At 51.8% G+C, this 12107-nt stretch carries 10 protein-coding genes; 4 read left to right on the top strand and 6 right to left on the bottom strand.

The genetic code is table 11. The features are described from left to right. Positions 1-24: 24 nt before the first annotated feature. Positions 25-501 carry a hypothetical protein gene (locus EFA69_RS17960; RefSeq protein WP_245964625.1) on the top strand — a complete coding sequence of 159 codons (477 nt, stop codon included), beginning with the start codon at positions 25-27 and terminating at the stop codon, positions 499-501. An 82-nt stretch (positions 502-583) separates the two neighbouring features. Here EFA69_RS17960 and EFA69_RS17955 read toward each other — a convergent pair whose 3' ends face one another. Continuing rightward, on the bottom strand, positions 584-1009 hold the full coding sequence (locus tag EFA69_RS17955; protein WP_123134440.1) for a DUF2147 domain-containing protein: 426 nt from the start codon (positions 1007-1009) through the stop codon (positions 584-586). 110 nt (positions 1010-1119) lie between these two features. Between EFA69_RS17955 and EFA69_RS17950 the strand changes: the two genes are divergently transcribed. Then, entirely contained in the window at positions 1120-1503 is a 384-nt protein-coding gene (locus tag EFA69_RS17950) for a hypothetical protein (RefSeq protein ID WP_123134439.1), read from the top strand. 583 nt (positions 1504-2086) lie between these two features. On the opposite strand, the gene EFA69_RS17945 is transcribed toward EFA69_RS17950, so the two are convergent. Beyond that, positions 2087-2689: a C40 family peptidase gene (locus EFA69_RS17945; RefSeq protein WP_123134438.1), complete on the bottom strand. Its 603-nt coding sequence runs from the start codon at positions 2687-2689 to the stop codon at positions 2087-2089. 121 nt (positions 2690-2810) lie between these two features. Between EFA69_RS17945 and EFA69_RS17940 the strand changes: the two genes are divergently transcribed. Next, the gene (locus tag EFA69_RS17940; protein ID WP_123134437.1) at positions 2811-4613 is read left to right on the top strand and encodes a M61 family metallopeptidase; all 1803 of its coding nucleotides are present in this window, start codon (positions 2811-2813) and stop codon (positions 4611-4613) included. A 160-nt stretch (positions 4614-4773) separates the two neighbouring features. Here the strand turns inward: EFA69_RS17940 and EFA69_RS17935 are convergent, their stop codons facing one another. Next, positions 4774-6723 (bottom strand): KUP/HAK/KT family potassium transporter, encoded by a 1950-nt coding sequence (locus EFA69_RS17935; RefSeq protein WP_123134436.1) that lies wholly within the window; start codon positions 6721-6723, stop codon positions 4774-4776. 380 nt (positions 6724-7103) lie between these two features. Between EFA69_RS17935 and EFA69_RS17930 the strand changes: the two genes are divergently transcribed. Continuing rightward, positions 7104-7511, top strand: coding sequence for a hypothetical protein (locus EFA69_RS17930; RefSeq protein ID WP_123134435.1), 408 nt, complete (start codon positions 7104-7106; stop codon positions 7509-7511). A 69-nt stretch (positions 7512-7580) separates the two neighbouring features. Here EFA69_RS17930 and EFA69_RS17925 read toward each other — a convergent pair whose 3' ends face one another. The 3 genes from EFA69_RS17925 to EFA69_RS17920 all read right to left on the bottom strand — a co-directional run bounded on the left by EFA69_RS17925 (position 7581) and on the right by EFA69_RS17920 (position 12028). Further along, a complete protein-coding gene (locus EFA69_RS17925) occupies positions 7581-8201 on the bottom strand; it encodes an FKBP-type peptidyl-prolyl cis-trans isomerase (RefSeq protein ID WP_123134434.1) in 621 nt (206 codons plus the stop codon). A gap of 104 nt (positions 8202-8305) precedes the next feature. Beyond that, positions 8306-8434, bottom strand: a complete 129-nt coding sequence (locus EFA69_RS20635) for a hypothetical protein (RefSeq protein ID WP_262696998.1) — start codon at positions 8432-8434, stop codon at positions 8306-8308. Between the two features lie 195 nt (positions 8435-8629). Further along, positions 8630-12028: a methylmalonyl-CoA mutase family protein gene (locus EFA69_RS17920; RefSeq protein ID WP_123134433.1), complete on the bottom strand. Its 3399-nt coding sequence runs from the start codon at positions 12026-12028 to the stop codon at positions 8630-8632. Between the last annotated feature and the right edge of the window lie 79 nt (positions 12029-12107).

Here is a 12107-nt window from a genome sequence, read left to right as displayed (position 1 = left end):
ACTAACTTATTGACCTATAAAACTATGTCTATGACTACTGAAACCACCCTTGACCTGGATATAAAGCAAAGGTTACTTGAGGAATGTTTGCGGCAGCAAACAGATTTTGTAGACAATGCCAGACGGGCCATGGAAGAGGCACAGACAAGTGCCAATGAAAGCCAGAGTGCCATTGAAGATAAGTTTGAGTCTTTCAGGGAAGCCTGTCAGATTCAGCGGGATATGTTTGCAAAGCAACTGGACGAGGCCCAAGCCAAATTGAGTATCCTGAAACGTATTGTGCGCAACAAGGTAAACGAAGAAGTGGCCTTAGGCTCCATTGTGCGCACAGACGCCCAGAATTACTTTATTTCAGTGAGCCTGGGGGAGATCGTTATTGACGGGGAGAAATTCTACGCCATCTCTGCCGCCTCTCCGGTTTTCCAGGTCATGGCCGGAAAAACCAAGGGAGAGACGTTCCTTTTCAGAGACAAGAAAATCACCATCCTGGACATCTGCTAATCTCTGGCAGGGCCTATAATGTATAAGAGGGGCTTCTTGCAAAAGAAGCCCCTCTTATACATTATAGGTAGTATGGAAAGTCTTATTGAACCCTGGTCCAGGTTTGGGTGCGGCCAATCAGAGAGATACCAATGTACCCTTTCACCTCAATCTTGTCATTGCCCACCAGCTTCATGTAAGAAGAGTAGGTTTTGCCAGATTTAGGGTCATAAATGGTACCATCGTCCCACTTGTCGCCATCCAGCTCAAAGTTTTTAAGGAACACCAAGCCAATGATAGGCCGCTTCTGTAGCTTGGGATCTGGGTTATATTGGTCTGTTTTAGGCTTGCCGTCCCGGTTGGGCTCCTTCAGCCAAATGATTTTACCGCAGAGCTTGTCGCCGCATTGGTAAATCTCAAAGCGAGCTTCTTTCTCCTCGTTGGTCCAGATGCCAATGGGAGATTTTTTCTGGGCCCAGCCTAACGTGGTGAGGCAAAGGAAAAGGGCTAGCAAAAGAAGTTTTCTCATACGTCTTGCTGATCGTTAGTTTAGTTCTCTAAATATAAGCAAATAATGATCCGAAAAAATTCTGCCACAGAACTTTCTGGTAGAAGGGCCGCAGTTTAACGCATAGGCAAATGAAATTCAGGAAAATTTTATTGATGGCCCAGGGAGTTTACTTCCTGCTCACGGGAATCTGGCCTTTGTTGCACATGCCCAGCTTTTTAGCCGTGACCGGGCCCAAGAACGAAGTATGGCTGGTAGTGACGGTAGGCCTTCTGATTCTGGTCATTGGAGCCACGCTGCTGACGGCGGCCCTCCAGAGGCAGCGGGAGAGGAGCCCGGAGCTGCTGGGGTTCTTCAGTGCCTTGAGCATGGGCGCGGTAGATGTGCGCTACGCCCTGCATGACGTGATCCTGGATGTATACTTTTTAGATGCCGTAGCCGAGTTTATATTGGTGCTGGCGTGGGTATGGGTATTCTTCAAATCAGGCCCAAAAAATACCGCAGATAAAACATAAATTTTTTCATCAAACCTTTTGAACTATCCTTGCGTCTTTTAACTTTATAAAACGGAAGCGAGTGCTCCGGGCCCCTCTGCCAAACCATAAGTTACTTGGAAAAGCGGTCGGGTTTATGTCGGACTTAAAGAAAGGAGGTAAAAGTGTCTAATCCCAGTAAAAATGTATTAAGCCTAGCTCATGTGTCAACCGTTAACCGTGTTGAAGCTTGCTAACTAGACTTTGTCTACTGGCGAATCCGGCATGAGGTAGCCCAATGCGACTGAGAGGCAGTTCTCTTTCGTGTCGCTTGATACCATTTCAAAGGATTCCGTACCCGGTTACTGCAGTGACCGGGTATTTTTTTGCCCAAATTTTCCTTTGATAAGTTCTTTTAATGATTGATAATCAACAAGATGATTAAATAGGATTTAAGCGGAACCCTCTTTCTTTGGATAATTCATTTGCCTCAGAATAATACAGATTCAGCGGTTTCAGAAACGTTGAGCTTTCAGTTTAATAGGAGGTAAGCTATTGATCTAATGCTACTTATTTTGTCTGTTTCCTGTTTAGAGCCTCTTTTTTGAAAAACACCCCCTAAACGCTAAGGCCTTGGGAGCACGCGCCTAATGTCCAGAAAACGTTTTTGGTAGAGGGTGCCCTCCAGCTCACTCACTTTCACCCCGCCGTTAGAGGAAGAGTGCACGAACTGAACAGCTTTAGGCGGATTGGTAATCACAATCCCTGAGTGGCCCGGGGTGCGGTCTTTCAGGTCTGTGCCGGTAAAAATGATGAGATCGCCTTTGCGGGCTTGCTGTACGGGTACGCTGGTGCCTAGTTTGGCTTGCAGCGAGGTGCCGTGGGGCATCTTCTCCCCAAACCGGCTGAAGACGAAGGTAATGAACCCAGAACAGTCAAAGCCTTCCTCAGTGGTGCCGCCGTAGGTGTAGTCAGAGCCATAGCGCTGGAGGGCGAAAGCCACAATACTATCGGCTTTGGTGGCATAGTTTCCTTCCAGCACGCCCAAAGAAGGGGAAGGAGCAGTTAGGGTGGTACTGCGGGTAGCGGCGCTGTCGGTATGGAATTGGTTATCTCTTCCGTCTGAGCTGGTGCGCTTTACTCCCATACCGGTGCCAGGACCCCAGAAAACCCGGTAAAGAAGCATAAGGGCCAGAAGCAACCCAAAAACCATCCAAATTCTTTTCATAAAGGCATTTTCTTTGGCATACGTGCCCCGCTTGGGTAGTGGTTACTTACTCATCACTCTTTGGAATAAACTCTTTTTAGCTGTATTATTAGATTTTAACCCAAACTCTTACAACAACCCTATGCAGAAAACCATTTGTTCAAGGGCGTGGGGAGTGCTCTTGCTGCTGGCACTGGCTCTCTCTTCTTCCGCGTTTGCGGCGCCCTCGCTTTCCTACCGTCTCTCTATGCCGGAGCCGCACACCCACTATTTTGAGGTGGAAATGCGGCTTCAGGGCTTCAAGGGGAAAAACCTGGACGTGACCATGCCCGTGTGGGCTCCCGGTTCTTACCTTATCAGGGAGTTCCCTAAAAACGTGGAGGCTTTTGAAGCCTACGTAGGCAATAGCCGGGTTAATTCCTTCAAGACCGATAAAAACACCTGGCGCGTGGCCCACGGCGGCAAAGACGTGACCGTGAAGTACAAGGTATACGCCTTTGAGCTAAGCGTGCGCACCAGTTTCATAGATGCCAGCCACGGTTACCTGAACGGAACCAGCGTGTTCATGTACCCTGAAGGCCACAAAGACCTGCCTTCAACCTTAACCGTGGTTCCTTTCAAAGGCTGGAGCAAAGTCTCTACGGGTTTGCCGCCGGTAAGCGGGCAGGCATTCACCTACAAAGCCCCCAACTATGACGTACTCGCCGATTCTCCCATTGAGATTGGCAACCACGAGATCCTTTCCTTTGAGAGCAACGGCGTGAAGCATGAGGTGGCCATGTACGGTGAAGCCAACTACGACCCGGCCCGCCTCACAGCCGATATGAAGAAGGTCACCGAGGAGGCTACAAAGGTATTTGGAGAACTGCCCCTCAATTACTACCTGTTCATTGTCCATAACCTGCCGGCCGGCGGCGGCGGGCTGGAGCACCTTAACTCCACCACCTTGCACGCCACCCGCACGGCTTACGGCACCGAACGAGGCTACAAAGGCTTCCTGAACCTGGTGGCCCATGAATACTTCCACCTCTGGAATGTGAAGCGCCTGCGCCCCATCGCCCTGGGGCCGTTTGACTACAACCAGGAGAACTACTCGCACATGCTGTGGGTGTCTGAAGGCTTCACCACCTACTACGCAGACGTGATCATGCGCCGTGCGGGCTTCACCTCAGAGCGGGAGCACCTGGACAAAATTGCCAGCAGCATCACCAGCGTGGAGAACACGCCGGGCAACAAGGTTGTCTCTGCGGCGCAGTCCAGCTTTGACGCCTGGATCAAGCAATACCGCCCAGATGAGAACTCTTACAACACGCATTTATCTTACTACAGCAAAGGAGCTCTTCTGGGCATGCTTCTGGACACTGAGATTCTGAAAGCCACCAACGGTACCAAATCGCTGGACGATGCCCTCAAAGCGCTCTATGAGGAGTACTACAAAAAGAAGAAGCGTGGCTTCACTGACAAAGAGTTTCAGGAAGGCATTGAGAAATTCACCGGCCGCTCCATGAATGATTTCTTCCAGCGGTACGTGTACGGCAAAGAAACCCCAGACTATAATGCATTTCTGGGCAACGTGGGCATCACCCTCACCGACCTGAACAAAACCACCAATGAACCCCTGTTGGGTGCCGGCATTTCCACCGCCAGCGGCCGCCCCATGGTGACCTCCGTGACCCGCAACGGAAGCGCCTGGCAGGCGGGCCTCAACGTGAACGATGAAATCATTGCCATGAACGGCTACCGCGTAACCGATGATATTAACCGTCAGGTGCCGGCCTACGCCGTGGGCGATGTGCTGGAATTGCTCATCAGCAGAGGCGGGCAGTTGTCTATCCTTCCGGTGACACTCCTCAAAGACCAGACCCTGAAATACCGGGCAGATCTGGCACCCACCGCCACCGATGCCCAAAAGAAAAACTACCTCAAATGGACTAGTGCAAAATAAAGCGTTTAGGGGCTCTTTTTTCTAAATCTGCCCTAAACTAGCTTTTATTAAAATGCCTAAAACAGAAAGGCCACCTGCAAAGGTGGCCTTTCTGTTTTAGGCATTTTTCTGGAAAAAGAGCCCCTAAACGGAAAGAAGAAGCTTCGGAACGGTATACGTGTTACCCAATGCGTTTCAGTTCCATCTCGCGGGCCGGCTTGATGATGAGCGGCACTTTCTCCACTTTTACCGAGCTGGTGTCCAACCCGAACCATTTGCCTTCAGAGGCGGTGTATTGCTTGATGTTGAAGTAAGACTGCATGATGGTGTTCTCCCAGAAAGGAAGGTCGTTCTCGTAGCTCAGGAACTTCTCCAGCACCACAAACCGGAAATCACCAATCACGTTCTGTTTGTTCAAAGAGCTGTAGCGGCTGGTAATGTCAACTTCTCCGTTGTTCACCAGGTCCTCCACCACTTTCCGGAAGAACAGGTTAATGCGCTGCTCCACCCTGAACCCAAGGTTGAAGTCAATCCGGACCACATCCTGGCTGGCCAGCACTTTCACCTTGTACTCCATGGTGTACGGCTCGTCTACGGTGTTCACGTGGATAAACCAATAGATGTCGGCGCGTTTGGGGCGCTTCTGGAAGATAGAGTAGATGATCTTGGATTCTATCTCCGTAGACCGTTCGGCACTGGTCATGAACACCAGGTGCGTGGAGTATTTCGGGATAGATTCATCCTCGCTCAGTTCACGCAGCATAGGCACGTAATCGGTCAGCTTCACGTACTCGGTTAAGCGACGTTTGATGTAGTAGGCCCTGAGCCAGATGTACATGATAGAAATCAGGAGGAACCCAATGGCCAACGAAACCCAGCCCCCGTGCGGGAATTTGATGAGGTTGGCAACCAGGAAAGAGCCCTCAATGGTGAGGTACACCAGCAGGAAAAGGAACACCCATATCTTGGCCACGCGTTTGGCAATGAGGTAATAGCAAAGCAGGGTGGTGGTCATGAGCATGGTCATGGTAATGGCCAGACCGTACGCCGCCTCCATGTTCTCAGACTTCTTGAAGTACAGCACCACGCTAATGCAGCCAAACAGCAGGAGCCAGTTAATGCTGGGCACGTACAATTGTCCCTTCACGTTGGTAGGGTAGATGAGGCGCACCTTGGGCCACATGTTCAGCCGGATGGCTTCGCCGATGAGCGTGAACGAGCCCGTGATAAGGGCCTGGCTGGCAATAACGGCCGCAATGGTGGCAATGATAATCCCGAAGATGAGAAACCATTCCGGCATGATGCCATAGAAAGGATTGGTGGCCGAAAGGCTGGTCAGGTATTTCCCCTCGTATTGCATCAACCAGGCGCCCTGCCCCAGGTAATTGAGCAGAAGGCAGGTCTTTACAAAAGCCCAACTGATCCGGATGTTGCCCCGGCCGCAGTGGCCCAAGTCTGAGTACAGTGCCTCAGCCCCGGTGGTACAGAGAAACACCGCTCCCAGAAGCCAGAATCCGCCCGGGTAATTCACCAGCAAATTATAGGCATAGTAAGGGTTAAACGCTTTCAGAACCTCAGGGTGCGCCACCACAGACATTACGCCCAGTGCCGCGAGCATCGTGAACCATAGAAACATAACCGGCCCAAACGCTTTGCCCACAATCTGCGTCCCGAAGCTCTGCATCAGGAAAAGCACCGTGAGGATGCAGATCACAATGGGAACGGTGGGAATGTGCGGGTACAGAATCTCAAGCCCCTCCACCGCCGAAGAAACGGAGATAGGCGGCGTGATGATCCCGTCGGCCAGCAGCGCGCTCCCGCCAATGATAGCCGGAACCGTGAGCCATTTGGCATGCCGGCGCACCAAAGCGTACAGCGAGAAGATACCGCCTTCACCCTTGTTGTCGGCCTGCAGCGTGAGCACCACATACTTGATGGTGGTTTGCAGCGTTAAGGTCCAGATCACGCAGGAAATGCCGCCGTACACTAGGGTTGAGTTGATGGGAGTGGCCCCTATGATGGCTTTCATCACATACAGGGGGGAGGTGCCTATATCGCCGTAGATGATTCCCAACGCGATAAGTAAGCCGGCCCCTGAGACACGGTGGGCGGCATGGCTATTGTTGTTCATAGGTCATAGATAGTTAACCTTTCCAGAAGCTTTTCCTTAAACAGGTATTTGGCACGTTTAGTTGTTGGGCCAGGGTTCCATGTGTCTCAGAAAAAAGAACTTCTGAAAGCGGCGCCAAATTTAGCAGGCGTACCGTAATTACCAGCACATTGCTTCTTTATTTTATTTTCCGGAAATCAGTTCGTAAGCCCCTTTTAATCATATAGGAGCGGATTAACAGCAGGCCGGAAACAGGAATAGGACTATTCATACTTAATCTCTAGCGGTTTTGTAGAGATAGAGAGTAATGGGTAAATTAGGGTGACAGCAGCGGAAAGAACAGACCTGCACACCATCAACAAAGTCAATTGGATAGAGGATTCTTATTGAAAATGTCGGAAATGAAGACAGATATGTACAACGTTTCATTAGACGATACCCAACAGGTGGCCATCTTAGACTGGCAGAGGGCGGTATCATTGCCAGAGTTTCAGGAAGGGTATAGGGCAGTTGGAAACCTGATTCAGAAACGCCGGTTAAACCGATGCCTGATCAATACCTCCTCCCGGGGCTTTGTTTCGGCAGAGGCCGAGGAATGGCTTAAATCCCAATTGCAGAATGAGGCGAACCATTTCCTGCTGGAGGAGAAACAGGTGGCCTATGTTATGAGCGAAGAGAACTACCAAGACATGATTAATGACTATTCGCTGCTCAGGGCCGGTCATCAGGAGTATCAGGTAAATATAAATTATTTTACCAGTATAGAGGAAGCCCTGCACTGGCTGGTGCACGAAGCTTCAAACCATTGAATCAAAATATGACAAAGCGGCCGCCCTTTCAAGAAGGACGGCCGCTTTATTTATATGTAGCAAAAGCTACTAGTGCACCTGCAGCAGCTCCACGTCAAAGATAAGGGTGGCGTTGGGGCCAATGTCTGCACCGGCGCCGCGGGAACCGTAGGCCAGGTCGCCGGGGATGTACAGTCTCCACTTGTCGCCTTCTTTCATGAGTTGCAGGGCTTCGGTCCAGCCGGCAATCACGCCGTTCACGGGGAACGTAGCGGGCTCACCGCGCTCATAGGAAGAATCAAACACGGTGCCGTCAATGAGCGTGCCGTGGTAGTGGGTGGTCACGTTGGAGCTTCTGCCTGGGGTTTTGCCGGAGCCGCTTTCCAGTACCTCGTACTGCAGGCCGCTTGGCAGGGTTTTCACGCCCTCTTTTCCTTTATTTTCCTGCAGGAAAGCTTCGCCTTCTTCTTTATTTCTCTTGCCCGACTCTCCGGCCATTTCCTGCTGTTTCTGTTGCATCTGTAACTGAAGCTGCATCATTGAAGACTGTACTTCCTCCTGGCTCAGTTGTGAGGCCTGGCCCCCCATGGCATCCTTCAAGCCTTCAAGTAAGGCTTCTGGTATAATGTCAATGCCCTGCTTTTTGAAGTTGCCGGCCATGTCTCTGCCAATGATGTAACTGATCTTCTGCGAAAGGTCTTTTAATTCCATAGTTTATTTTTTGCCTAAAGGTACGGTTTCTATTCTGAAAAGGATGGGGCTAAAACAGCAATCCCCGCCGGGGCGGGGACAGATGGTGGTGGGGCAGGTGGTTCTTAGAGGTAAAGATGGATGTCCTCATCTGAGAGATCAACGCTGAGATTGTGCGGCGATAGCAGGGAAGAAACCCAGATACCCAGGGCACCCAGGGCGAAAATAGAGGAGAAGGCGGCGAGTTTTTTCATGGCGAGCAGCTTTGATGGTTTATATTGATAACGCAAAATTCTGCTATTCGTTCTGGATCTACATTACCAAAATTTTAACATTAGGTGAAAGCAACATTATCTTGTTAGCCAAAGGGTTAAAAAGAAAAAGGAACCCGTTTAGGGGCTCCTTTTTCTAAAAATGCACTAAAACGTCTTCACTCAGAGCCGTCATAATTACATGTTTCTGCGGTACTGACCTCCCACCGAAAACAAGGCATTGGTGATCTGGCCCAAAGAGCAGTATTTAGAAACTTCCATGATGGCCTCAAAGATGTTGCCGTTCTGGATGGCCACTTCCTGCAGGTGCTTCAGGTGCGCCGGAGCAGAATCTGCGTGGCGGGTATGCAGTTCTTGCAGCATGGAGATCTGGAATTGTTTCTCTTCCTCCGTGGCTCTGATTACCTCAGACGGGATCACAGTAGGGGAGCCCTGGCTGCTTAGGAAAGTATTCACGCCAATGATAGGGTACTCGCCAGTGTGCTTCAGGGTCTCGTAGTACAGGCTTTCCTCCTGAATCTTGCCGCGCTGATACATGGTTTCCATGGCACCTAACACGCCGCCGCGCTCTGTGATGCGGTCAAACTCGGCCAATACGGCTTCCTCTACCAGATCGGTCAGTTCTTCAATGATGAAGGAACCTTGGAGCGGGTTCTCGTTCTTAGCCAAGCCCAATTCCCGGTTAATGATGAGCTGAATGGCCATGGCGCGGCGCACGCTGGCCTCGGTAGGCGTGGTGATGGCCTCGTCATAGGCGTTGGTATGCAAGCTGTTACAGTTGTCATAGATGGCATACAGCGCCTGCAGCGTGGTCCGGATGTCGTTGAAGTCTATTTCCTGCGCGTGCAGAGAGCGGCCCGAGGTCTGGATATGATATTTCAACATCTGCGAGCGGGCGTTGGCGCCGTATTTCAGCTTCATGGCTTTGGCCCAGATTCTTCTGGCCACGCGGCCGATGACTGCGTACTCAGGATCAATGCCGTTGGAGAAGAAGAAACTCAGGTTAGGCGCAAAGGCGTTGATGTCCATGCCGCGGCTCACGTAGTACTCCACAAAGGTGAAGCCGTTCGCCAGCGTGAAGGCCAATTGCGAAATAGGATTCGCGCCCGCCTCGGCAATATGGTAGCCTGAAATAGACACCGAGTAGAAGTTGCGCACGTTGTGGTCAATGAAGTACTGCTGTACGTCACCCATCAAGCGCAAAGAGAATTCAGTACTGAAGATACAGGTGTTCTGCGCCTGGTCTTCTTTCAGGATATCGGCCTGCACCGTTCCGCGCACCGATGCCAAGGTTCTTTCTTTGATTTGCGCATACACCTCGGCGGGCAACACTTGGTCGCCGGTTACGCCTAAGAGCATCAAGCCTAAACCGTCGTTGCCTTCAGGGAGCTCGCCTTGGTAACGCGGACGTTTTTGGCCAGATTTCTGAAAAATAGCCTCTATTCGCGCTTCCACCTCGGCTTCCAGCCCGTTCTCTTTGATGTAGAGTTCGCACTGCTGGTCAATGGCGGCGTTCATGAAGAACCCGGTGAGAATGGCGGCCGGACCGTTGATGGTCATGGACACCGAGGTCATGGGGTGTGCCAGGTTGAACCCGGAATACAGTTTTTTGGCATCATCAAGGCAGGCGATGCTCACCCCGGAGTTCCCGATTTTGCCGTAGATGTCGGGGCGTAAGTCTGGGTCTTCGCCATACAGGGTTACGGAGTCAAACGCGGTGGAGAGGCGCTTGGCCGGCAAGCCTTTGCTCACGTAGTGGAAACGGCGGTTGGTACGCTCCGGCCCACCTTCGCCCGCGAACATACGGGTAGGGTCTTCGCCTTCGCGCTTGAACGGGAACACGCCCGCGGTGTACGGGAACTCACCCGGTACGTTCTCCTGCAGGTTCCACTTGAGCAAGTCGCCCCAGGCTTCATAGCGCGGGGTGGCTACTTTGGGGATTTCCAGGTGGGAGAGGCTGGTGGTGTGGGTTTTCACCTTCAGCACCTTATCGCGTACCTTGAACTCGTAGAACTCGTTTTTGTAGCTCTGACGCTTCTCGGGCCATTGCTCCAGCAGCTTCTTGTTCTGGCCGTCCAGCTTTAAAGCAGTTTCTTCATAGGCGTACTCCAATCCTTTGATCAAGCGGTCTTTATCTTCTACCTCAATGGCCTGAATGGCTTCAATAGACTGCCGGATGCCGTACAGTTTCTGCGCGATAGCCGCCTGGTCCTGCACCCATTTGTCATAGCTGCGGTTGTTCTCAGCAATCTCAGAAAGGTAGCGGGTGCGGCTAGGCGGAATGATGTACACTTTCTCAGACATCTCGCCGGAAACCTGCATCTGAGAGTTGAAGTTAATTCCGGTTTTCTCCGCCACCTTTGCCATCACGGCTTTGTACAGGCGGTTCATGCCGGGGTCGTTGAACTGCGAGGCGATGGTGCCGAACACGGGAATCTCGTCATCAGACACGTCCCAGAGCTGGTGGTTGCGCTTGTACTGTTTCTTCACGTCGCGCAGCGCATCCAGGGCCCCGCGCTTGTCAAACTTGTTCAGGGCAATGATATCGGCGAAGTCCAGCATGTCAATTTTCTCCAGCTGCGTAGCCGCGCCGTACTCAGGCGTCATCACGTACAGGCTGGCGTCTGAATGCTCAATAATCTCGGTGTCTGACTGGCCAATGCCCGAGGTCTCCAGGATGATCAAGTCAAAGTTGGCAGCCTTCACCACGTCCACGGCGTCTTGCACGTACTTGCTCAGGGCCAGGTTGCTTTGGCGCGTGGCCAGCGAGCGCATGTACACGCGGGAGTTGCTGATGGAGTTCATCCGGATTCTATCGCCCAACAGGGCACCGCCCGTTTTGCGCTTAGAAGGGTCCACGGAAATGATGGCTATGGTTTTCTCCGGAAAATCCAGCAGGAAACGGCGCACCAGCTCATCTACCAGTGATGATTTTCCGGCCCCGCCGGTTCCGGTGATGCCTAGGACCGGAGTAGTTTGTGTGGCGGGTTGTTGCTCAACACCAGATAACAACTGCTTCTTCACCTTCGCAAATTCCTCCGGGAAGTTCTCAGCGGCGGAAATAAGGCGGGCAATGGATTTGATGTCTTTGTCTTTCACATGCTTTGCTTCGCCGTTCAGGTTCTGCCCCGTGGGGAAGTCGCATTTTTCCAGCATGTCATTGATCATACCTTGCAGGCCCATGGCGCGTCCGTCATCTGGGGAGTAGATGCGCGCGATGCCGTAGCCGTGCAGTTCCTCAATCTCAGTGGGCAGAATCACGCCGCCGCCACCCCCGAAGATGCGGATGTGGCCGCAGCCCCGCTCGTTGAGCAGGTCATACATGTATTTGAAGTACTCCAGGTGCCCGCCCTGGTAACTGGTGATGGCAATGGCCTGGGCATCTTCCTGAATGGCGCAGTCCACAATCTCCTGCACCGAGCGGTTGTGGCCCAGGTGAATCACCTCGGCACCCGATGCCTGAATGATGCGGCGCATGATATTGATAGAGGCATCGTGGCCGTCAAACAGAGAGGCGGCCGTGACAATGCGGATGTGGTTAACCGGTTTGTAAGGTTGTACAGTTGTAACTGACATTTGTTAGCTTAGCTGGTGAACGTTGGGCGAAAATACGAATTTTCAGATAGAAAGGAGGGAGTGTCTACAACTCTCTCTT

Source organism: Rufibacter immobilis, assembly GCF_003721565.1.
GTDB lineage: Bacteria > Bacteroidota > Bacteroidia > Cytophagales > Hymenobacteraceae > Nibribacter > Nibribacter immobilis.
Note: the sequence above shows the minus strand (reverse complement) of the source record. Positions and strands in the feature narration are given on the sequence as shown.

Coding starts and splice junctions, on each gene's coding strand:
- EFA69_RS17960 (WP_245964625.1), top strand. CDS start 25: ATGTCTATGACTACTGAAACCACCCTTGACCTGGATATAAAGCAAAGG.
- EFA69_RS17955 (WP_123134440.1), bottom strand. CDS start 1,009: ATGAGAAAACTTCTTTTGCTAGCCCTTTTCCTTTGCCTCACCACGTTA.
- EFA69_RS17950 (WP_123134439.1), top strand. CDS start 1,120: ATGAAATTCAGGAAAATTTTATTGATGGCCCAGGGAGTTTACTTCCTG.
- EFA69_RS17945 (WP_123134438.1), bottom strand. CDS start 2,689: ATGAAAAGAATTTGGATGGTTTTTGGGTTGCTTCTGGCCCTTATGCTT.
- EFA69_RS17940 (WP_123134437.1), top strand. CDS start 2,811: ATGCAGAAAACCATTTGTTCAAGGGCGTGGGGAGTGCTCTTGCTGCTG.
- EFA69_RS17935 (WP_123134436.1), bottom strand. CDS start 6,723: ATGAACAACAATAGCCATGCCGCCCACCGTGTCTCAGGGGCCGGCTTA.
- EFA69_RS17930 (WP_123134435.1), top strand. CDS start 7,104: ATGAAGACAGATATGTACAACGTTTCATTAGACGATACCCAACAGGTG.
- EFA69_RS17925 (WP_123134434.1), bottom strand. CDS start 8,201: ATGGAATTAAAAGACCTTTCGCAGAAGATCAGTTACATCATTGGCAGA.
- EFA69_RS20635 (WP_262696998.1), bottom strand. CDS start 8,434: ATGAAAAAACTCGCCGCCTTCTCCTCTATTTTCGCCCTGGGTGCCCTG.
- EFA69_RS17920 (WP_123134433.1), bottom strand. CDS start 12,028: ATGTCAGTTACAACTGTACAACCTTACAAACCGGTTAACCACATCCGC.